General features: G+C 26.6%; 23 protein-coding genes and 1 pseudogene. 13 read left to right on the top strand and 11 right to left on the bottom strand.

All coding sequences use genetic code 4. The features are described from left to right. The first annotated feature begins 30 nt into the window (after positions 1-30). A complete protein-coding gene (gene pepF, locus ACE38S_RS04730; RefSeq protein WP_374696610.1) occupies positions 31-1,827 on the top strand; it encodes an oligoendopeptidase F in 1,797 nt (598 codons plus the stop codon). A gap of 191 nt (positions 1,828-2,018) precedes the next feature. Next, positions 2,019-2,171, top strand: coding sequence for a lipoprotein (locus tag ACE38S_RS04735; protein ID WP_374697144.1), 153 nt, complete (start codon positions 2,019-2,021; stop codon positions 2,169-2,171). 1,500 nt (positions 2,172-3,671) lie between these two features. Here the strand turns inward: ACE38S_RS04735 and ACE38S_RS04740 are convergent. Continuing rightward, on the bottom strand, positions 3,672-4,628 hold the full coding sequence (locus ACE38S_RS04740) for a CPBP family intramembrane glutamic endopeptidase (protein WP_374696611.1): 957 nt from the start codon (positions 4,626-4,628) through the stop codon (positions 3,672-3,674). Positions 4,629-5,186: 558 nt separating this feature from the next. Here ACE38S_RS04740 and ACE38S_RS04745 point away from each other — a divergent pair. Continuing rightward, positions 5,187-5,357 carry a hypothetical protein gene (locus tag ACE38S_RS04745; protein ID WP_374696612.1) on the top strand — a complete coding sequence of 57 codons (171 nt, stop codon included), beginning with the start codon at positions 5,187-5,189 and terminating at the stop codon, positions 5,355-5,357. Between the two features lie 633 nt (positions 5,358-5,990). Here the strand turns inward: ACE38S_RS04745 and gpmI are convergent. The 8 genes from gpmI to ACE38S_RS04785 all read right to left on the bottom strand — a co-directional run bounded on the left by gpmI (position 5,991) and on the right by ACE38S_RS04785 (position 13,294). Beyond that, positions 5,991-7,568 (bottom strand): 2,3-bisphosphoglycerate-independent phosphoglycerate mutase, encoded by a 1,578-nt coding sequence (gene gpmI / locus ACE38S_RS04750; RefSeq protein ID WP_374696613.1) that lies wholly within the window; start codon positions 7,566-7,568, stop codon positions 5,991-5,993. 992 nt (positions 7,569-8,560) lie between these two features. After that, the gene (locus tag ACE38S_RS04755; RefSeq protein WP_374696614.1) at positions 8,561-8,698 is read right to left on the bottom strand and encodes a hypothetical protein; all 138 of its coding nucleotides are present in this window, start codon (positions 8,696-8,698) and stop codon (positions 8,561-8,563) included. A 260-nt stretch (positions 8,699-8,958) separates the two neighbouring features. Beyond that, positions 8,959-9,129 carry a hypothetical protein gene (locus ACE38S_RS04760; RefSeq protein WP_374696615.1) on the bottom strand — a complete coding sequence of 57 codons (171 nt, stop codon included), beginning with the start codon at positions 9,127-9,129 and terminating at the stop codon, positions 8,959-8,961. Further along, positions 9,129-9,332: a hypothetical protein gene (locus ACE38S_RS04765; RefSeq protein ID WP_374696616.1), complete on the bottom strand. Its 204-nt coding sequence runs from the start codon at positions 9,330-9,332 to the stop codon at positions 9,129-9,131. Before ACE38S_RS04765 ends, ACE38S_RS04760 begins: the two co-directional genes overlap by 1 nt. 215 nt (positions 9,333-9,547) lie before the next feature. Continuing rightward, complete coding sequence (locus tag ACE38S_RS04770) at positions 9,548-10,579, bottom strand: NAD(P)H-dependent glycerol-3-phosphate dehydrogenase (RefSeq protein ID WP_374696617.1); 1,032 nt, start codon at positions 10,577-10,579, stop codon at positions 9,548-9,550. An 11-nt stretch (positions 10,580-10,590) separates the two neighbouring features. Then, complete coding sequence (der, locus tag ACE38S_RS04775) at positions 10,591-11,907, bottom strand: ribosome biogenesis GTPase Der (RefSeq protein ID WP_374696618.1); 1,317 nt, start codon at positions 11,905-11,907, stop codon at positions 10,591-10,593. Beyond that, positions 11,908-12,579, bottom strand: a complete 672-nt coding sequence (cmk, locus tag ACE38S_RS04780) for a (d)CMP kinase (protein ID WP_374696619.1) — start codon at positions 12,577-12,579, stop codon at positions 11,908-11,910. 13 nt (positions 12,580-12,592) lie between these two features. Further along, on the bottom strand, positions 12,593-13,294 hold the full coding sequence (locus ACE38S_RS04785) for a hypothetical protein (protein ID WP_374696620.1): 702 nt from the start codon (positions 13,292-13,294) through the stop codon (positions 12,593-12,595). A gap of 138 nt (positions 13,295-13,432) precedes the next feature. On the opposite strand from ACE38S_RS04785, the pseudogene ACE38S_RS04790 reads away from it, so the two are divergent. Next, positions 13,433-13,549, top strand: a pseudogene (locus ACE38S_RS04790) (ferredoxin); the annotation flags it as partial. A 122-nt stretch (positions 13,550-13,671) separates the two neighbouring features. On the opposite strand, the gene ACE38S_RS04795 reads toward ACE38S_RS04790, so the two are convergent. Beyond that, positions 13,672-14,181 (bottom strand): dUTP diphosphatase, encoded by a 510-nt coding sequence (locus ACE38S_RS04795; protein WP_374696621.1) that lies wholly within the window; start codon positions 14,179-14,181, stop codon positions 13,672-13,674. A gap of 935 nt (positions 14,182-15,116) precedes the next feature. Between ACE38S_RS04795 and ACE38S_RS04800 the strand changes: the two genes are divergently transcribed. Then, the gene (locus tag ACE38S_RS04800) at positions 15,117-15,260 is read left to right on the top strand and encodes a hypothetical protein (RefSeq protein WP_374696622.1); all 144 of its coding nucleotides are present in this window, start codon (positions 15,117-15,119) and stop codon (positions 15,258-15,260) included. Between the two features lie 55 nt (positions 15,261-15,315). On the opposite strand, the gene ACE38S_RS04805 is transcribed toward ACE38S_RS04800, so the two are convergent. Beyond that, positions 15,316-15,450, bottom strand: a complete 135-nt coding sequence (locus tag ACE38S_RS04805) for a hypothetical protein (RefSeq protein ID WP_374696623.1) — start codon at positions 15,448-15,450, stop codon at positions 15,316-15,318. A 2,117-nt stretch (positions 15,451-17,567) separates the two neighbouring features. Between ACE38S_RS04805 and upp the strand changes: the two genes are divergently transcribed. Genes upp through atpG form a run of 8 tightly spaced genes read left to right on the top strand, consistent with a single transcriptional unit; the run spans position 17,568 to position 23,387 of the window. Beyond that, entirely contained in the window at positions 17,568-18,191 is a 624-nt protein-coding gene (upp, locus tag ACE38S_RS04810; RefSeq protein ID WP_374696624.1) for a uracil phosphoribosyltransferase, read from the top strand. After that, positions 18,160-18,615, top strand: a complete 456-nt coding sequence (locus ACE38S_RS04815) for an MG406 family protein (protein ID WP_374696625.1) — start codon at positions 18,160-18,162, stop codon at positions 18,613-18,615. The genes upp and ACE38S_RS04815 overlap by 32 nt, the downstream gene beginning before the upstream one ends. Next, positions 18,605-19,423 (top strand): F0F1 ATP synthase subunit A, encoded by an 819-nt coding sequence (locus ACE38S_RS04820; protein ID WP_374696626.1) that lies wholly within the window; start codon positions 18,605-18,607, stop codon positions 19,421-19,423. The genes ACE38S_RS04815 and ACE38S_RS04820 overlap by 11 nt, the downstream gene beginning before the upstream one ends. 52 nt (positions 19,424-19,475) lie before the next feature. Beyond that, a complete protein-coding gene (atpE, locus tag ACE38S_RS04825) occupies positions 19,476-19,808 on the top strand; it encodes an ATP synthase F0 subunit C (protein WP_374696627.1) in 333 nt (110 codons plus the stop codon). A 44-nt stretch (positions 19,809-19,852) separates the two neighbouring features. Further along, positions 19,853-20,377, top strand: a complete 525-nt coding sequence (atpF, locus tag ACE38S_RS04830; RefSeq protein ID WP_374696628.1) for a F0F1 ATP synthase subunit B — start codon at positions 19,853-19,855, stop codon at positions 20,375-20,377. Positions 20,378-20,383: 6 nt separating this feature from the next. Next, on the top strand, positions 20,384-20,929 hold the full coding sequence (locus ACE38S_RS04835; RefSeq protein WP_374696629.1) for a F0F1 ATP synthase subunit delta: 546 nt from the start codon (positions 20,384-20,386) through the stop codon (positions 20,927-20,929). Between the two features lie 16 nt (positions 20,930-20,945). After that, entirely contained in the window at positions 20,946-22,517 is a 1,572-nt protein-coding gene (gene atpA / locus ACE38S_RS04840; RefSeq protein ID WP_374696630.1) for a F0F1 ATP synthase subunit alpha, read from the top strand. A gap of 15 nt (positions 22,518-22,532) precedes the next feature. Further along, entirely contained in the window at positions 22,533-23,387 is an 855-nt protein-coding gene (gene atpG / locus ACE38S_RS04845) for an ATP synthase F1 subunit gamma (protein ID WP_374696631.1), read from the top strand. Position 23,388: the final 1 nt, after the last annotated feature.

The following is a 23,388-nucleotide window of genomic DNA, read 5'->3' on the forward strand; positions in this document are numbered from 1 at the left end:
AGATGGATTTAGAAAAAAGAGGATAAAATAATGAAACGAAATGAAGCATCACCACAATATAAATGAGATTTTAGTTATTTATATCAGAATCATGAGGCTTGAAAAAAAGATTTAGCAAAAATTGTAAAAAAATCAGAAGAAATTATTAGCTTTAAAGGAAAATTAAATCAAGCGGCAACTTTTAAAAAATATATTTTATTAGACGAAGAAATTGATTTAATTACCAATAAAATGGCACAATATCTTCACATAAGGGATATTGATACAACTAACTTATCGTATCAAGAATTGGGCGGAATTTATTCAAATACTTTAAATCAAATTGCAAGTCAATTAGCTTTTGTTGCGCCAGAATTAAAAGCAATTGGAGAAAAAACAATTATGACATGAATTAAAGAAGACTATAACCTTCATGCGCATGAATATAGTTACCGTAAGTTTTTTAAAAGTGTAAAATATATCTTGTCAGAACGTGATGAAGAGATTTTAGCATTAGTAACACGATCACGAAACGTTGCTTATGATTTATATGATTTATTGGCATATGCTGATAAAAAACCAATATTTATTGATTATCAAGGGAATAAAACAGAATTAACAAATTCAATATATAGTGAAATTATGGAAAAATCAAACCCCTTAGCAGATCAAGAACTTCGAATTGAGACAGAACAATTATTTATTAAACATTTAGTTGATAAAAAACATTCTTTTTCCCGAATTTATGAAGGAATTATTCAACAAGGTGTTGAGTCGGCGCGTTTACGCGGTTATAAAAACACTTTGCAAGCATCATTGAGCAATGATGATGTTTCTGAAGAAATTTATATTAGTTTAATTAAATATGGTCGTGAAAATAGCCATTTATTTGTTCGATATAATGAGCTATTAAAAAAATATTTTAAATTTAAAAAGTTTTATCCAACTGACCGTAGTTTAAAATTAGTGACAAATATTGCTTCATTAGATAAAAAATATACTGTTGAGGATGCAAAGAAAATGATTAGTGAGTCACTGCAATTATTGGGTGATGAATATTTAATGCAATTAGAATTAGTGTGAGGCGATCATCGCATTGATTATTTTGAAGATACCAATAAACGTAATGGTGCTTATTCGTCGGGCGGTTCTGGTGTTGAACCAATTATTTTAATGAATTGAGATGATACAATTGGGTCAGTTAATACCTTGGCACATGAAGTGGGTCATTCAGTCCACACTTTATTAGCAGATTTAAATAATAAATATCCTTTGAATAATTATCCAATTATTTTAGCGGAAGTTTCCTCAACAGTTAATGAACATTTATTATTTGATTATTTATATAAAAATGCGGTAAGAAAAGAGGAAAAAATTTATTTATTACAAAATCGAATTGATGAAATTATGGCAACATTCTTTCGTCAAATTCATTTTGTTGATTTTGAATGAACATGCCATAAAATGGTTGAAAATAATGAACCATTAGATGCGGATAAATTAGCTGATCTTTTTGAACAAAAATCTAACGAGTTTGGATATACTGTTTTTGATAAACATGAACCACAAAAAAAAACATATAGTTGACCACGAATTTTACATTTCTTTAATTCACCATATTATGTTTATAAGTACGCCACATGTATTGTTGCTTCTTTTAAGTTGTATAATGATGTTATTAATGGGTATCCAGAGCATTTATTGAGCTTTTTAAAACAAGGTGGTTGTAAAGAACCATTAGCAATTTTAAAAGATATTGGGATTGATTATACTGACCCGAATGTTTATAGTGACTTGTTGATAAAGTTAACAGAAATGATTGACAATCTTACCGAATTATTAAATTAATTTGATTTTAATATTAAAAATAAGGAATAAATTTATGTCAAATTATTTTCAATGTTATAAAACTATGGTACAAATAATTTGATAAAAATTAAATTTATTTTTGTTTTTAATATTTTTTTATAATATATTAACAATAGTTTAAATATTAATTGAACTATTAAATTTCAGAAAGGAGAAAATGATATTATAAAATAAAAAAACTGTTAAGTATTTTAGGCGTAGATGGTTTAATTAGTACATCAAGTACAAGCTTGGTGATTTGTAATGATGGCCAAAAATCACAAAATATAAAAGAATCAACCCCGCAATTTGAAAACAAAAAACATTATGATATTAATATGTAAATTGTAAACCATAAAAATTGAAGAAATTAATCACATAAAAATTATGTTTAAATGCACAAATAACATAATTGCAATCCAAAATTACAAAATTACAAAATAATTTAAAAAATACTAATTTGGTTAAAGAATTACAAAAAAGTAAGTGTTATTGAACATAAGAAAATTGATTTGGAAATGGAACTAACATAATCACAATATAAAATTAATTAATTAATTATTACTGTATACTGAATAAAAAGTGTCTTAAAAAGACTGCGCCAATTTTAGTACGTACTGATAAAAATTATTTACTATTTTTTAGTATATCTTTTTCTTTACGGTTTGAATATAAATTATTTAATTTTATAACATCTTTTATATATTCTTCGTGTTAATTATATATTTTATTATTGATTGTAGCTTTTTTAAGTAATGAATGAAAACTTTCTATAACAATATTATCTGCACATCAGTAATTTTTTTCCCTATTGAAATTATAATACCGTTAGATAAACATTTATTTGTGATAAATAGCGAATTTATATTGATATCCGTGATCTGAGGTGAATTATTATGCCATTCAGATCTTTTTTTATCAATTTTATTTTATTAATTGCATAATTTAAATTATCCATTACTAATTTATTGTCATTATATTTAGATCATTTTACATTAACTATTTCTTTAGTATATCAATCAATAATTATTGATTGATAATATCTTTCTCCTTTTTAAATTAAATATGCTACATCAGCATATAGCATTGAAAACCTTGTTTTTATATCATTGAATTTACAATTAATTAAATCAGGATATTTGTAATAAACTTTTTTCTTTATTTATTCTGTTTATATTTCATTTTTATTTTCATTTTTCTTACATATTCAGGTTATTTTTGATTATTAATCATAATTATTAAAACTTTTTTTGAATTATATTTTATATCATAATCTTCATTTAAATATTTAGTACTTATTCGATATTCAAATTGTTTTAAATTTTCTTCATATACTTTTGCAATATCATTTATTGCTTTTTTATCTTTTTTGCTACTGTCATAATTTTTATATTTATCTCAATAACTACGTTTTAACTTTGTTACTTCTGGTAATAATTTTATTGAATATTAACGATAATTTTGTTTAATAAAAGAGACGATTATTGGTTTGCTTAATTGTAAAAGTTATGGAGTTCTTTAATAATTAATACTATTTTTTATTATATTAAAAAACTCTTTTGGTAAAAGATATTTTAGATCATTTATGGTTGTTTAATTTCCCTTTTTTATGATTTGCTCATCAATATTTTATTATATTTGCATTTAGATTATATTTTTTTGCTGCTATTCAACAACTTTTTTGTTTAATTTCATTAATTATTTTTGTTCTAAATTCTGATGTATATTTGTTATATTTTTGTTATTTTATTGTCATATAAATGCCCCCATATAAAAATTTAGCAAAATCTTTTTTATTTTACTTACTTTTTGGGGTGCAGTATAAAAAGTACTTTTAAAATTACTTAGGATAAGAAATTTGGGGTTAACAACATTAACATCGCTACAACGCAATTAAAACCACTATGTGCAATTATGGTATAGGTCACATTCCCGTTAACAATAAAAAATAACAAACTTAATGCTAATCCTCCTCCAAAATAACCAATAAAGTGTTCTCAATCACCAGTACCTGTAACATGCATTCCCGTAAAAAAAATAATTGAAGCGACACATCCAATTCACTTATTGCCAGTTAAACTAAAAATTCCATGCCGAGTTGCCAACTCTTCAGTAATAGGAGCAAAAATAATTGAAAAAATTAATAAAATAATAATATTTCATCATTTATCCAATCCCTTAACCAAGGCATCTTGATTTTTTGATTTCAATGTTGTTATAAATGTTTGAATATAAGCAAAAAACAAATATACGAAAATAACAACAATAATGGCGATTATTGAAACTATAAACAACCTAATATAATCTTTTTTAAAAGTTAGTTTAATTTTTTTAAAAAGTAACTGCGATGTTTTGAAAAGAACTATAATAATTATAAGTCTTGAAATTATTGCTGTCAATAAATTAATCGTTGTTCTAACGCTATCTGTTAGGTAAAACTTATTAGTAATCACCCCAATTACTAACCCCATAATATTGGGAGTAAAATAATAATAATAAAAGGCAACGGCCCCTGACCGCATAATTTTATTTTGTGCCCCACCAATAACAAAATATGAACCAACTGCCACAATAATTAAATTAATAAAATTCATTCCAGCTAAGACATATTCATTATGGTCAAACAAATATGAAATTAAAATACTAATAAAAAAGGGGACAAAGATCGCTGTTCATAAAAATATATAACCAATATTTCTAAGTTTAACTAAATTAAAATCAAAAGGTAATGTTTGATCAACTAAGGTTGGCTTTAATTTATATCATTTTCTAACATTATAAATATTTTTATTACTACGCATTTTCTACGACTCCCTTAAATCATATTTTTTATTATATATTGAATCAAATAAAAATTCATTTAAAATTGCAAAATATTTATTAATATCGGTAGCGGTTATATAAAAAATATATTTTGTATAATGCGCCCCAAAAAATAAGTAAAATAAAAAATATTTTGCTAAATTTTTATATGGGGGCATTTATATGACAATAAAATAACAAAAATATAACAAATATACATCATAATTTAGAAAAAAAATAATTAATGAAATTAAACAAAAAAGTTGTTTAATAGCAGCAAAAAAATATAATCTAAATGCAAATATAATAAAATATTGATGAGCAAATCATAAAAAAGGGAAATTAAACAACCATAAATGATCTAAAATATCTTTTACCAAAAGAGTTTTTTAATATAATAAAAAATAGTATTAATTATTAAAGAACTCCATAACTTTTACAATTAAGCAAACCAATAATCGTCTCTTTTATTAAACAAAATTGTTGTGAATATTCAATAAAATTATTGCTAGAAATAACAGGGTTAAAATGTAGTTATTGAGATAAATATAAAAATTATGACAGTAGCAAAAAAAAATAAAAAAGCAATAAATGATATTGTAAAAGTCTATGAAGAAAATTTAAAACAATTTGGATACCGAATAATTACTAAATATTTAAATGAAGATTATGATATAAAATATAATTTAAAAAAATTTTTAAGGATTATGATTAATAATCAAAAATAACCTGAATATGTAAGAAAAATGAAAATAAAAATGAAATATAAACAGAATAAATAAAGAAAAAAGTTTATTACAAATATCCTGATTTAATTAATTGTAAATTCAATGATATAAAAACAAGGTTTTCAATGCTATATGCTGATGTAGCATATTTAATTTAAAAAGGAGAAAGATATTATCAATCAATAATTATTGATTGATATACTAAAGAAATAGTTAATGTAAAATGATCTAAATATAATGACAATAAATTAGTAATGGATAATTTAAATTATGCAATTAATAAAATAAAATTGATAAAAAAAGATCTGAATGGCATAATAATTAACTCAGATCACGGATATCAATATACATCCGCTATTTATCACAATAAATGTTTGTCTAACAGTATTATTATTTCAATAAGGAAAAAATACCGATGTGCAGATAATATTATTGTTATAAAAAGTTTTCATTCATTACTTAAGAAAGCTATAATCCATAATAAAATATATAATCCACACAAATAATATATAAAAAATGTTATAAAATGAAATATATAGTATTTAAATTGTAAAGAAAAAGATTTTTTTAAAAAAATAATAAATACTTTTTATTAGTACTTACTAAAATTGGCGCAATCTTTGCAATATCTTTTTATTTCAAAATTAATGATGGTTGTGTCATTTCTGCAGGAATTTCTTCCCCTAATAAATCTAAAATTGTTGGGGCAATACCAGCAATGGCTGGGTTATCTTCCTGTAATTTGATTCCTGCTTTTGTAATAATAATTGGCACTAACTGAGAAGTGTGTTTCTTATTTGGACCACCAGTTTCGTCAATCATAACTTCAGCATTACCATGATCAGCGGTAATAATCATAATTCCATTAACTTTTTGGATTTCTTCATAAATTTTACCAAGACAATCATCGATTGTTTTAACAGCTTTAATTGCGGCGGGTAGCATTCCAGTATGCCCAACCATATCACAATTAGCAAAATTTAAAATAATAACATCAAATTCATTGCTTTGAAGTTCAACAATTAATTTATCAGTAATTTCATATGCTGACATTTCTGGTTTTAAATCATATGTGGCTACTTTTGGTGATGGAATTAAATCTGCTGAGGCCCCAGGTAAAGTAATTTCTGCTTGAGTTGCTAAACCATTTTTAAAATAATCTTTCCCCCCATCAAAGAAAAATGTAACATGCGCAATTTTTTCTGTTTCAGCAATTCGTAATTGACGATAACCTTTTTTGCTTAATCATTCTCCTAACCCGTTAACAACTTCAATTTGTTTAAAAGCAACATGTTTTGAGGCAACTGTTTCGGCATATTTCATCATTGAAACAAAATAAATATCTTTTAATTTTGGCGTAAAATAATTTTCTGATTCATCGCTTGGAAAAGCAGGGTTTGTTAATGCCGAAGCAATGGAAATAGCACGATCAGGGCGAAAATTAGCAAAAAAGACCCCATCACCCGCTTTAATATATCCTTTTGGCGTATTAATATTATACGCTGGCATTAAAAATTCATCATTACGTCCTGCAGCATATTCGCAATCAATATATTCGATTGGATCACTAAATTCTGATCCTTTTCTGGCAACTAAAACATCATAAGCCACTTGTATACGGTCATATTTTTTATCACGATCCATCGCATAATAACGTCCCGCAATTGTGGCAATAGCCCCGACTTTAAATTGTGCCTGTAATTGTTGAAATTGTTCAAGATAAATTTTAATATATTCTGGTTTAGTATCACGACCATCACCAAAAACATGTAAATATATTTCTTTTAGGTCTTCTTGCACCGCTAATTGATAAGCAGCAAAAATATGATTAACATGTGAATGAACACCACCATCAGAAAATAATCCCATAATATGAAAGGATCTATTATTTTTTTTCGCAAAATTAATTGCTGCTAAAATTTCTGGGTTTTGCTTAAATGTTCCATGTTTGATTGCTTTATTAATTAAAGTTAATGACTCATGCTTAATCCGCCCAGATCCTAAATGAACATGGCCAACTTCAGAATTTCCCATTTGTCCTTCTGGTAAGCCCACTCATTTCCCCGAGGCATGCGCTGATACTGATGGATATTTTGCCTTTAACATTTCACCATTTACCATATGTCCCTGTGTAACAGCGTTCCCTTTTGCATCAAGGGAAATTCCTCACCCATCAATAATTGCCAATAAAATTAGTTGTTTTGCTTTCATTCTTATATTTCTTCTCTTTTTCTTTTTCCTCAACAATTATATAATTATTTTTTATCATTGAGAACATATTTTTTAATCATTTTTGCCACACTACCTGTTTCAACAGTACTTGTTACTTTCTTGGCAATGGCTTTAATTTGTTATTATCCATTACCCATTGCACAATTCCTAAACCAATATTTTTAATAATTCAATAGTCATTAATAATGTCTCCAATTGTCATAATTTCCGATAAAGCAATCTTTCATTGGATTTAAATTAATTTTAGCCCAGATAATTTACTAATTACAAGGGGGTATTTATTCTGCTGTCTTTATTTAGTCAATTGCAATCTCAATTTTATCGGCATGAGCAGCAATAATAAATTGATCGTTTTCATCAACATCCATCGCAATAAATTTATAACTTGTGTTTTAAATTTCAACTGCCAAATCATATTGAATAAACTTCCTGTTAAAAACAGACTAATTAAGGATTTTGTTCGTAACAGGATCAAAATTAACAATAATTTTTTTAAATCATCAATATAACATACATCATAATTTCTTATGATATTTCTTTGCTAATTTAAATAAAAAATTAAATTGCAACTCTGATAAAGTTTGTTAATAAACTATTTTATTGGCTTTAATATCATAAATACACGTTCCATTGAAACCAATAAAGTATTGCTGAAAATAATCAATTTTCACTAGTAATTTTTCATATAAGAAATTCAATACCAGTTTCTCTGTTGCAAAAACAACTCGTAATCCCCATTATTCTTGTGCTTTAATAATTATATTTCAATGAATTATTTCAATGTTTGTTGCATGAATCCTTTGATGAAAAGAACAAGCAGTACCATCCATATCCAATGCAATTAATTTAAATCTTAGTCATAATTCCCTACTTTCTATTTTAAAAAACTTATAATTATATTGTAAAAGTATTGTAAAAAAACCATATTTTCAATATATGGTTTAAAAATTAATTAATAATTGTGCTAATTATTAATTAACTACTGTTTTAATTTCAGTGGTAGTTTCTGTTTTAAGTAATCAATCTTTAATTTGTGTACGAAAACCATAAATAGTTCCTACACAACCGCTTAAAATAATTAACACCCCTAACATAAGTAAGAAAAACAACTAACCATTAGTGTGATTTTTTAGTGCAATTTTTACATTGACATTTAACCCCTAGTATAATTAACATCAATATTTAATTTATTACTTGTTTTTTTTGTTCCTGGTTTATTTTTATTACTGTTAATTAAATCTGCCGTCTTAACTAAATTACCATTTTGAATATTATCAATTCGTTTCGCAATTGTTTTATTTTGGGCTCATTGTCCTGTTGTTTGTTGGCTGTTTCCTGGAAAATAATTTAAACCATGACTATTATTTTTTTACTGTTCGTATAAATTAACATTGCCGTGTTGTTTATATTGTTGTTGGAATGATGTTCCACTATTATTAATATTATTATTCATTACATTATAATTTTTAATCCCGATATTTTGTTTATATTGTTGCGCCCCATAATTTATTTGTGATCCAAATTGCGGTGGGCGTTGCATTATAAATTTTGTTGTTGCAAATATTGTTGTGATTGCCCTCTTTCTGAAATAGTTACCGAATGATAATTTTTATTATAATTGTTTCGTTGATATGGTTGTATACCATAATTTCTTTGTTGTGAATATTGTTGTGATGAAACATTTTGTTCTAAATGTTGATCATATTGTTGTGCAGCATTTTGTCCTACTTTAACATAATTCATTGTATTATAATTATGATTAGAATTATTTTGTTGACATTGTTGTTGTGATGAAGCATTAAAGTTATTTCTTTGTTAAGAGAAAATTGTTGTTGATTATTTTCTGGTTTGTTGCCAGAACCATTATTAAAAGAATGTTTAAAATTCATTTTGTGCCATTCCGTTTCATTAATAATTTTTTACACATACTCTTTATTTTCAGATAACTTATGATGCGATTATACCATAAAATGGGGAATTTTAGATAATATTGTCTTTGTAAAAACGTTGTTAATGATAGCGCTTGGGGGTTTACCATTATATAAAATATCATATAAAGTTTCAAACAACGGTAAAGTAATGTTGTTAGCTTGCGCGTCCAACACAATTGTTTTACAAGTTAAAACTCCTTCGACTGTTTTTGAATAACTCGCTAAAACTTTTCCCACATCACCATCTTGGGCAATTTCAAAACCAAGAGTATAATTTCGTGATTTTTTAGAAGTAACCGTTAAAATTAAATCCGCTAAACCGGCAAAATTTAAAAAAGTTTCAATCCGGGCTCCTTTTGCATTCGCAAAAAGTTTAATCTCATTTAATCCTATCGTAATTAATGATGCTTTAGCATTATCTGATTCATAAAGACCATTAAAGATTCCTGAAGCAATAGCAACAGCATTTTTCAAAGCAACAGCATATTCAGCCCCAATCACATCAGTGTCAGCAAAAGTAACAAAATATTCATTATTAAACAATTTTTGAACTTCTTGGGCAATACTGAGATCATTGGAAACTGCCATAATGCAGGTTAGTTTTCGTTGCAATACTTCCTCAGCGATACTTGGCCCATAAATACCAGCATATGCTTTTAAAATGGTTGGACTAATTAATTTAATAATTGATTTTGATAAAACTTCATGTGTTTCAGGATCTAAGCCCTTTGCAACATTAATTATAACAACGGGTTTTTTCACTGTTTGATTAATTTTATCAATAATTGGTTTAATTGCCATAACAGGAATTCCTAAAATAATATATTCTGCATATTTCACTGCTTCACCAAAATTTGTTGTTGCTTTAATTTCTTTATTAATTTTTAAATCCGCAAAAAAATGACGATTTAAATGATCATCATTAATATCATTAACTTCTTTATTTTCAATACCATACATAATAACATTATGGTCATTATCTGTTAAAACATTTGCCAAGGCAGTTCCGTATGCACCGGTTCCGATAATAGTGATATTCTTTTGTTCTTTTTTCATCATAATTTACCTCATTATTTTCTTTCTCTAAATAATATTTTCATTGGGACTCCATCAAAAGCAAAATACTCACGAATTTGATTTTCAAGAAATCTTTTATAAGAAAAATGAATATATTTTGGATTATTACAAAACATAATAAAAGTCGGAATCATACTATCGGGTTGTGTTGCATAATATATTTTTAAACGACCACCATTAAAATCTGGCGAGGGGTTTAATAATTGAGCTTTAACTAAAATTTCATTTAAAACACTAGTTTTAACCCGTTGGGTTAATCTATCATAAACTTCATCAATTGTTTGAAACAAAAGATGCAAACGTTTTTTTTCTAATGCCGAAACAAAAACCATTTTAGCATAATTTAAATATTTAAAATAACCACGGATACTTTTTTCAATTTTTTGCATTGACTGATCATCTTTTTCAGTTACTGCATCTCATTTATTAACAACTAAAATAATTGGTTTATTTTGTTCAAAGGCAATTCCAGCAATATTAGTATCTTGATCAGTAATAGGAATTTTACCATCAATAATTAGTAAAACAAGATCGCTTCGTTCGATAGAACTAACAGTCCGTATAACACTATATTTTTCGAGCTTTTCATAAATCTTTCCCTTGCGGCGAATACCGGCTGTATCAATTACAGTATAAATTTGGGTATTTCGTTTAAAAACGGTATCAATTGAATCGGTAGTTGTTCCCGCAATTGGCGAAACAATCACACGTTCTTCTCCTAAAATTGCATTTGTTAAGGAAGATTTCCCAACATTTGGTTTTCCAATCAATGAAAAATGAATCCCTTCTGTTTTTGATTGAACAGGAATTTGATCTAAATATGAAATTACTTGGTCTAATAAATCCCCCATCCCAATCCCGTGAGATGCTGACACCGCAATTGGTTCTCCAAACCCTAATGTCATATATTCATACAACTCACTTTCTTTTTCTTGTTTATCATATTTATTAATAACTAAAATAACTGGTTTTTTTGTTTGATATAAAATTTTCGCAATCATCTCATCATCGGGAGCAATCCCTTCTTTGTATGATAAAACAAAAATAATAATATCTGCTTCTTCAATTGCGATTTCAGCTTGCATTTTAATTTTTTGGGCAAACATTGCTGTATTATTTAACGTAATTCCACCAGTATCAATAATTAAAAATTCGCGGGTCAATCATTCTGAAAAAGCATAAATACGGTCACGTGTCACACCAGGAGTGTCTTCAACAATGGAAAGTCGATTTTTAATGATACGATTAAATAGTGTTGATTTCCCAACGTTTGGTCGCCCTACAATTGCAACATTTCCTTTTTGTGCCATTTATTTCCCTGCTTTCTGATAATAACTTGCTACTTTATAAATTTTTGCCACTGTTTTTGAAAATGTTAACCCACTACTATCAATAACAATTGCCTTTGATGCAATTTTCAATGGTCCTACTGTTCGGGTTGTATCAACATAATCCCGTTCAGTTAATTTTGTTGTAATTTTTACTAAACTATTAGGGGTAATATGATTTTTCTTATTTTGATTTCATCGTCGTTCCGCGCGCGCGACAATACTAGCTGTTAAATAAATTTTTACTTCAGCATCAGGTAATACAACTGTTGTAATATCACGACCGACAACAACATTCCCTTTCTTAACAACTAATTTTCGTTGCAAACAAACCATTTTTGTGCGAATAAAATCAATTCCCGTAATTTTATTGATATTATCAAGAACGATATTTGCTTGTAAATTGTCAGTAACATCAATATTATTAACATAAATTTGATTATTAATAACTTGATATTTAAAATGTGCTAATTGTACTTGCAATTGATGATGGTTTGTAAAATCAACTCCCCTTTTGACACAAAAGTAAGTAAAGGCACGATAAGTTAAACCAGTATCAATAAACTGATAATTTAATTTTTTAGCCAATTCATAACCAGCAGAGGATTTACCACTACCAGATGGCCCATCAATCGCAATATTTATTTTCATCATCTTCTCCTGTTTTCTATAACATAAAGATTAAAGCTGTACAAACTGTCAATAAAATAATTAGTAAAACCATCGTATTAAATAAAACTTTATATCGTGATTTTATCTTACGATAAACAACTAACACATTGTTATATTTTTCCTCTAACAACGCGCTTGAGTCTCTTAACATTTCTGCTGTTGGTCGTTGATCATTTTTACGCATATTCGCAATTGTATTAAATTCAATATTAGCATAATTAATTTTAAAACCATTATTTTCTGCTTTAATTTTATCGCTTACGCGATTATATATAATTTTTTCCGCTAAAATACTTTCTAAAATTGCTTGATATTTCTGATAAGTTGGTTTATTAAACAAAGTTTCCGCAATTAAAATATTATACATAACATCACCGGCATCTTTTTTGTTTTTTTGATTAGTTTTAATTGTTGCTTTTGTTGTATTAACAACTTGTTTTAACAATTGCTGCAAATCATATTTAAAGTCAGATGGGTAAGGTTGTTCATCCGGATTTTTATCCAAATATACTTTTTCTCAACCAAATTCTTGTTCAAAGTTTGATTTAACACTACCAAAAAAAGTTTCATCAATAGCATCTAATTTCGTCATATAATTATTAATAACCTGATTTGTTTGATTAATTTCTTGATCTATTTCAATCTCCTTCTTAATCATTTCACGCAGATGGGCGAATTTTTCCACTCTAGTTTCCATATTAAACCTCCAACTTTTTAAACTACATTAAAATTATATATTATTATTAAAATTTTTGTTATTATTTATAATAACAAAAATAATGGAGTTATAAAAATGGCAAATAGTGATGTATAAAAAAGAACATATGTAAATACTGACTTATGCATTTTTTGTAATAGCTGTACTATGATTGATGAAATTGAAACATTTTTTATGGATGATGATGGTTTTGCAAATACAATTGACACCAACAAAGAACTAGTTGAAAGGTAAATGGTTTGCTCGAAAGCGGCCAATTTTTATTAAAATATTAGAATAATTTAAATAAAACCACAAAAGTAGTTTGAATACTTATTTTAAAAATATTTTATAAGGAAATTATTATAAAAAATTTTTTAATAATTATTTTCTTGACGAGCAAAATTAATTTTGTTTTTTTTAATATAAGCAGTAATTAAATCATCTTCAGTAAATTTTAACTGTTCAAAAATGATAAAATATTGATTTAAAACTTTAAAATAAATTTCTGGTGTTTGATTTTTAATTAATTCCGCACAAATGGCAAAACACTCTAAATAAAGTTCGGTTAAACTAAGATCTTTATTCTTATCCTCATTATGATATTGATAATTTTTAAAATCAACTTTTAAACTACTGCCAATACTAATTAAGAAATGAATCCCATCAATATATTCTTCTAATAAAATATCTTTTGCTGATGCCGGTTTAACACTTCAATATTTAAAATCACGCTGTTCATTAATAAATTCTGATAACTCCACTAAAAAAGCTAAAATCCTTTTATTAAATGTTTCTTTATCATTTAAGTTAAATTTTGTTAAAATGTGTTGATCTAATTTTTCTTGGTTTATTAACAAGTAATTAAAAGTATCTTTACTTAGCATTTTTGCCAACCTCCTTTGTTGATTTAATTTGTGCTAAAATTGTTTTTGCCGTAGAAACCTTATCATATTTTTTTACAATTTCGCCCGTTAACGTTAACGATACAATAACTCGTTCTGAATCAAATGGGTCTCGATGGTAATAAACTCATGTATTACCAAAAACTGTTTCAATATTTTCTTTTTATCCCATTGTTCCAATGGCAATTGCATAAAAACTATTACGAAGACGTTTTAAGCCTATATTCTTGTTACTAAATCCGGTGTGATAAATCAGTAGTGATAAAATCACTAATTAATAATAAATTAGTATTAAAATATTCATTACTATCCATTATTTTAGTGCGTGTTCTAAAGTTGGTTTAAGATCAGTATTACCAGCAAAAATTTTTGATAAAAACTCAATTAGTTTGGGTAAATAATTTTTAAATTGAGATAAATTATAAACATCTAAACTTTTGGAAAAATTAATCATACAATTAATCATATAATTAATAATATAATAAGGGCGGTGCCTCTGTTAAAACAATTTTAGCAATTGCTAAAGCAAGAGCTTTGGCAATTTGTTTGGAATCCCTTACATATAAGAGGAGGTGTCAATTGATAAAATAATTGATCATTTTTCCTATTACACACAAGTCTCGATTGTTCGTAATTTAATTTGCTCTTTTGGTACTTTATCTTGGGTAAAAATTCAAATGTTGTTAATTTTCATTCAATATCTTTTTTATAAAAAAGATATTTTAAAATGGGATCTTTTAATAAAACTAATTTAGTTATAAAAATATGCTTTAAATCTTTTTTAACTCTGTTGCCCCAATAATTCTTCTGGTTAAGAACTAACTGGTTTTCATTCATAATCAATGATAATTTCTTCTAATATTCGTTGTTAAATTAAATTACTTTCGCATTTATATTTTATATAATGCCCTAATAAAATGGCAATTCCCATAATTGCTGAATTAGTTTATAAAAATTTGGCAAAATTATCAATTGCTACCATATCAACGCATGGTTTTAAAAGTTCACCCGTATCTCATATTTTACCAAAAAATTTAATACAACTTTCAATAAACGACTAACATTATTGTAAATCTCCACTTTATTATATAAATAATACATAAACTTTGTACGTAATTATTTAATCTTTACAAAACGATAATTATTAATTCTTTTAATTAAAATTGACTCTCAAATGCCAATAAAATCACGAAATAACATACTCGAATTATTATTATTCTTATTAAACTCATAGCGTGGATTGGCAATCATTTTACATGTTCCATAGTATCTAAAATATCCTTATATATTTTTTTATCAAAAATAAATGATCATTTTTATAAATGATAATATTTTTTCTTTAACATCATTAGTTACTATTTTTTATTTTTCAATTCCAACAATTAAATATAAAAGAAAAAATATTCTTCTTTACCTGTTTCTGGATTAATTTTATAATATATTATTGTTTTAAAATTTATTTCTCCTTTTAAAATTATTACTGTTCTTTCAATTTTGTCTTTTACTTTATATTATTTTAAACTTTAATCATCCTTATAATTTTTAAAAATTCATTAATCATAATTTTTTAAATTTTGTTTAATCAAATCGATACTTTGTTTATCTAATAAAATATTAGAGTTGTTAAAAAAGTTTTCATCAATATTTATCATTTTTTACCCTTTTTTCCATAGTTTAGGACTTTATTATAAAAAATAATAAAAATGCAAAAAAATAATAATTTTTATTTAGTATGTTACAATTTAATTGTTAATTATTAGCAAATTAATTTAACTGAAAAAGTAAAGTAATTTACTTTTTTTATTTTGATGTAAAATGTAATTAATATAAAAGAACCACGATGGTTATTTTATATATTTCTATTTACCTTTTTATTTAATCATATTAAATCATATTTATTAAATAATAGTAACTTTAATATGCAAAAAGGAGTAAAAATGAAATAATTTAATCCAAAAACACAGCAAGTTTACGAACATTTGAGCGTAAAATAGAGCAGTTTTGACGTGATAAATTACTTATATAATATTTTTTTTTATTTATATACTTTGAATGATTTAACCAATAAATTCAACCTTTCTCGCAAGTTAAGATATGATAGTTACGCGAGTGAAAATATAATTTCTTTATTTGAAAAACAAGTTGATAAAATAGAAAGTGAACTTATTAAACGGATGGTTAAACTTCAGAAGGTACTAGGTTATATTAACATCGTGCATTTAATCATAAGTATTCAATGCAATAAAAAGAATTTGAAAAAAAATTAAACTTAAATAATCAACAACCAATAATTGTTAATTTACAAACGGGTATTATAGATATTAAAAAATAAAGTGATAATAATACTTAATCATTTTACTTATTTATTAGAAAATCCTTATTGATTATTACAAAATAGTAATGTTGGTAATAAAAATATCTATTGGGTTTACAATTTACATATTTAAAAAATTTATGGTTATAAAGTGATAACTTTATGAATGACGATGTGTAGATACAAACAGCAAATTTATATTTTGTTAAATTATTCACCAAATAATCCTTTTATTAAAAGGATTTATAAAAAAATCATTTATTTTGTGTAGGTAAAACAGTAAAAAATCTGTTTTTATGATAAAAGTTCTAAATTTAAAGATACCATCCGATCAATAATGCAAATAAATTTATGTTTTTTAATATAAAAATAAAAAAATAATCTTATAATAATTGTTTTTTGCTGGTTAATCGCACAGGACGCCAGTTATCATCTCAATATTTATTGTGGTTTGATGTTGACCTTGCAATTATTACAACTATCACTTAGTTCTAATAAACTATCGTCGATTTACATATTTCCTCATACACTAATTTCAGTACTTGCCTCGGCTGGCTGTGGTAATGAGTTTAAACTCATGTTTTGTGATAAAATCACTTAATTATTTAAAATAACTGCCCAAAATTCATTAAATTGTTTTATAAAATCAAAGTTTAAAAGAACCAGTTTCTCAATCAAAGATAATTTTTTAATTTTCTAGTTTCTGATAAAATAGCTTTTGTTTTTTATCTTTTGTCTGATTTAATAAATCTTTATTTTTTTCACAAGTTCATAAAACTTTATTTGATAAAAATTATTTTACAATAAATGATATTGATAATTGTTACAAATCAATATCACATAATGTTTGTTGCTTATTAATTTTCATTACTCATCCCTTTCTTTGATATTAAGTTTTTTTATTATTCTTATTAAATTTCCAGGTTTTTCCAAAACCCAATCTTTTTTTTATACGACCAATTTTTAATAAAAACGTAAGTAATCACATCCTAAAACTTGGTATTATTTTTATAATTATGTTAAAATCTAGTAAATTAAGGAGGAAAAGTAATTAATGTCATTTACTGTAATAAAACACCCACTAATCTTAGATAAATTAACAAGAATGCGTAAAAAGGAAAGCAACTCAAAGATTTTTAAGGAAAATTTGGATGAAATTGCGCAATTAATGGCGTATGAAATATTTCGCAATATTAAATTAAATGAATTTGAAATTGAGACACCAGTAGCAAAAACAAAAGGATATAAAATTTCAAATGATATTGTTTTATTTCCAATTTTAAGAGCCGGTTTGGGAATGGTTGATGGAATTATTAATTTAGTTCCAAATGCTAAAATTGGGCATATTGGCCTATATCGTGATAAAAAAACACTAGAACCACATGAGTATTTTGCTAAAAAACCAGAAAATATTAACAAAGCAAATGTTTTGGTTTTAGATCCAATGTTAGCGACCGGAGGTAGTGCTAATCTTGCGATTCAAAAAGTTAAAGAGTGAGGTTCTACTAATATTAAATTAGTGTGTTTAGTAGCTGCGCCAGAGGGAAAAAAATTCATCGAAGAACATCATCCTGATGTTGATATGTATGTTGCTGCTTTAGACAAGCATTTAGATGAACATGGTTATATTATTCCTGGTCTGGGTGATGCAGGAGACCGTATTTTTGGAACTAAATAAAAAAAGTAAATTAAATTGAAAAACCCCATTTAAAGGTGTAGAATGTAAACTGTCAATAATAAGTTTAATTATGTTTTTGGGAATACTAATAGTATTGACGATGATATATTTGACATTAAAACGAGATTGAACTTTATACTCAGGATTATTTTTTGGGTATTTGTTTTCTCTTATAGGTTTCTTAATCATTTGTTTTTCTGGATGATTGTTAAGTATAAGTTTAAATAAGTACTTTTTTATCTTATTGTACCTAGTTCGCTTAGTTATTTATGCTATACCAATAGTTATTTATGCTGAGAATACTAGTTTTTTTAGTATATATACAATAATTATTGGAATTAGTTTATGTCCGTTTTCATCGCTATTTGCAAATGTTAAATTTCCGATTCATAAACATAGAAAGGAAGATAAAAATGGTGACTAAAAGTAATTTTATTCAATTTATTGCAATTAATTTAATTCCTGATCCAAATAAAAGTGGAATGGATGCATGAAGTTATATGGTTTTATTACCGCAATTAATAACGATAGTTATTACTACCTTTATTATTATGCTTTTATTAATTGGTTATTATAAACGTATAAAAAAACTTGGTCCAACTGATGTTCCGACTGGTTTAGTACTGTTTGCAGAAATTGCAATTAAGTGAGTTGAAAAACAAGTTATTGATTTAATGGGACCAAAATATAAATTTTTGACTGTTTATGTTATGTATTTATTATTGTATACTGGGATTGGAAATTTAATTAGTGTTGTTGGTTTTGAATCATTGTCAACAACTTATACTGTCCCACTATCAATGGGATTGGTAACATTTATTGGGATATATTATTTTGGGATTAAATATCAAAAAATAGTATATTTTAAAAAGTTTTTTATCAATCCATTAGAATTATTAACGCAATTTGTTCCGTTAATCTCAATTTCATTTCGGCTATTTGGAAATATTTTGGGAGGAACAATTATTATTACTTTATTTACCGCTTTAATGGGATTTATTTGAGGTAAAATTCCTTATATTGGTCCTGTTGATTTGTTGACCGGTATCTTTTTACCTTTTTTAAGCATTTATTTTGACGTTTTTGATGGCTTAATTCAAGCTTATATTTTTTCAATTTTAACAATTGCTTATTGGGCAATGGAAATTAAAACAGAAAATAAAGAAAAAAAAGAAAAGACAATTAAGTTAAAAAAAGAACAAAAAGTTAAAAATGTTGCTTTAAAAGGCTAAAAAATGATTAAAATAAAATTATATATTTGTTAAGGAAGAGGAGGACTATAATATGATAGATTTTATGACGATAGATTTTATGACGATAGATTTTATGACGATAGATTTGATGTCAAATATGATGGGAATATGATTAATGACTGGAATTAATGATGGCTTTACAAAAGGAATGTCATTGTTGGGAGCAGGATTAGCGGCTATTGGGTGTTGTGGTTCGGGAATTGGACAAGGATATACGGGAGGAAAAGCAGTTGAAGCAATTGCTCGTAATCCAGAAGTTGAAAGTAAAGTTCGTACACAATATATTATTGCTGCTGCGATTACTGAATCAGGATCAATTTATGCATTAGTTATTGCGATTATTTTAGCATTTGTTACCGGTTAAAAGAAAAGCAATTTTAAAAAAAGGGGGACTGGGAGTCAATGACCATGTGATTAATGTCAAAACCAATTGAACCATCACAAATTATTAATCAATTATTTCCTAATTTATGGATTTTTATTGCCCATATTATTGCAACAATTATCCTATTAATTTTATTATCAAAATGGGTTTATAATCCATTTCGTAAGGCAATGTGTGCTCGTCGAAATAAAATTCGAGAATTAATTCAAGATGCAGCAGAAAAACAAGCAAAAGCAACAATTGATCAAAAAGAAGCATCAAAATTATTAACAAAGGCAAAAGTAGAAGCAAATAATATTATTGCTTCTGCCCGCACTGAAGTAGAAACGAAACGTCATCAAGTTTTAGAGACAGCGAAAGCAGAAGTTATGCAGTTGAATGAACAAGCCCATAAAGAAATTCAAAAGGAAAAAGAGCAATATTATGATGATATTCGAAAATCAATTATTAATGTTGCATTTAATGCAGCTGAACAATTATTAGAAAAAGAAATTAGCAAAGAAAAAAATGAAAAATTAGTAGAAGAATTCATTAAAGAATTAGAGTAACAGGTTGTGTTAGTTGGCGAAAAATTTATTGATAATTATGCAGCTGCGCTCATGGATTTAGCGCTTGAAACAAAAAGAATTGATCATTTTTTAGAAGTTAGTAATATCATTGTTGAATTATTTAAACAAGAACCAGATTATATTAAATTAATGATGAATGGAGACATTACAAAAGTAGAACGTAAGAAGATTTTGGCAAAACCATTTCAAAAAGTTATTGACCCATTAATTTTAAATGCCTTTTTCTTATTAATTGATTGGGAAGCTTTTTGTTATGTTAGAAAAATCTTTAAATGCTTAAGAAAATTAATTAATATTAGTTATGATGTTCAATATGGAAATATTTATTCAACACAACCGCTAACAAAAAAACAAATTACAACAATTGAAACAAAATTAAGTAAAAAATTTGGTTATCATATTGAATTAGTTAATAAAATTGATCCCCTGTTATTGGGTGGTGTTCGCATTAAAATTAAACACGAAATTATTGATGGATCAATTGCGGGACAATTAGAAACAATGCGCCAAAAAGCAATAAATAATAAATAGAAGACGAGGTGAAAAAGTGACTTTAAATGTAAATGAAATTTCAGAAATAATTAAAAAACAAATTAAAGAATATGGTAAGAAAATTGAAATTCATGAAGAAGGAACTGTTGTCATGGTCGGTGATGGGATTGCTTTAATTGATGGTTTAGATAATGTAATGATGAGTGAATTATTAATTTTTCCAAATAAAATTTATGGAATGGTGTTAAATTTAGAAGAAGGAGTCGTTGGAGTTGTTCTAATGGGTGATGATACGACAGTTCGCGAAGGAGACCAAGTTCGACGATCAGGAAAAATTGTTGAAACACCAGTTGGTGATGCCTTGTTAGGACGAGTTGTTAATGCTTTAGGGCAACCTATTGATGGAAAAGGTCCTTTGAAAGCAAAAAAAACTCGTCCAGTTGAAAGAATTGCCCCTGGAGTTATGACAAGAAAATCAATTGATGAACCGATGGAAACGGGAATTATGACAATTGATGCGATGATTCCAATTGGAAAAGGACAACGGGAACTAATTATTGGTGATCGGCAAACAGGAAAAACATCGATTGGGATTGATATAATTTTAAACCAAAAAAAGAGAAGCGTTAAATGTATTTATGTTGCCATTGGGCAAAAAGCGTCAACTGTTGCCCAAGTTGTTGAGAAATTACGTGCGGCAGGATCCCTAGAATATACGACAGTTGTCTCGGTGACAGCAAGTGAATTAGCCCCGTTGCAATATTTGGCCCCATATACAGGGGTTACAATTGGCGAAGAATGAATGGAATCTGGTGAAAATGTAATCATCATTTATGATGACCTTTCAAAACATGCTGTTGCTTATCGAACAATGGCGTTGTTATTACACCGCCCACCGGGACGTGAAGCATATCCTGGAGATGTTTTCTATTTACATAGTCGTTTATTAGAACGTGCTGCCCGCGTAAAAAAAGAATATGGTGGCGGAAGTATTACAGCCTTGCCAATTATTGAAACTCAAGCCGGTGATATTTCAGCATATATTCCAACTAATGTTATTTCAATTACGGATGGACAAATTTTCTTAAATAATGACCAATTTAATGCCGGGATTCGTCCGGCGGTTGATGTGGGATTATCAGTGTCACGGGTAGGATCAGCGGCGCAAATTAAGGCAATGAAACAAGTTACTGGTTCATTAAAATTAGAATTAGCTCAATATCGGGAATTGCAATCTTTTGCACAATTTGGGTCTGATTTAGATGAATCAACAAAAGAAATTTTAGAACACGGGAAACGAGTAATTGAAATTTTAAAACAAAAACAATATTCACCACTTTCCCAAATTGATCAGGCAATTATTTTATTAGCAGTTAATAAAAAAAGAACTCGTTGAATTCCGGTTAATAAAATTAAAGAATTTAAAGAGGAATTAATTGAACATTTTAAAACAAAAGCAAAAAAATATTACACTGAATTAGAAAAAACAAAAACCTATAGTGAAAAATTAATGGCTAATATTGATAATGAAATTATTCAAGTTGTTAAAAAAGTTACAAATAAAATTGCGGATTATAAACCAGAATTGTTTGGTCAAGTTGAAAAATGAAATCGTTTAGGACAATAAGGTCGGAATAAACAAATGGCAGTTGGAACAGGATTAAAAAAACAAATTACTTCAATTAATTCAACTTCTAAAATAACACAAGCAATGAAATTAGTAGCGACGGCAAAATTAAAAAAAGTTGGAAAAATAATTTCAAATTCAAAACCATATTTTGCTGAAGTTTATACTATTTTTAATGACATTATTAGTAAAGCGGATGATTCAATTTACCAAAAAAAAGATGGTACAAAAGATAGTGAGCGTACTTGTTGAATTGTTGTTAATTCAAATTTAGGCTTATGTGGTGGTTATAATATTAATATTAATAAACTAGTGTTACGTCAATTACGAAAAAATGATTGTATCATTGCTATTGGTTCTAAAGCAGAATCATTTTATGCCAATAAAGGTTGCAAAATTATACACGTAAGAAAAGACGTTGATATTAATTTTTCTTATGGTGATGCTCGTGAATTTGCGCAAGAAATTTTATCTTGGTTTAATGGTAATACTTATGATGAAATTAAAATTGCTTATACTAAATTTGTTAATAATGTTATTTTTGAGCCAACAATTTTACAATTGTTACCAATTGTTAAAGCAACAAACCATAATCAAGAATCAAAACATATTAATGTTATTACCCAATTTGAACCAGATCCAGCAACAATTTTGGAAAATGCTGTGCCGATGTATTTAAATACAATTTTATTTTCAACAATTGTTGAATCACAAGTTTCTGAACAAGCATCACGACGTGTAGCAATGGAAAATGCAACGGAAAATGCGCATGCGATGTTAGGAAAATTATCGTTATTATATAACCGTAAACGTCAAGCAGCTATTACTCAAGAAATTACAGAAATTGTTGCTGGAGCTGGCGCACAATAAA

It is taken from the genome of Spiroplasma endosymbiont of Polydrusus formosus (assembly GCF_964263245.1).
Taxonomy (GTDB): Bacteria; Bacillota_I; Bacilli_A; order Mycoplasmatales; family Mycoplasmataceae; genus Spiroplasma.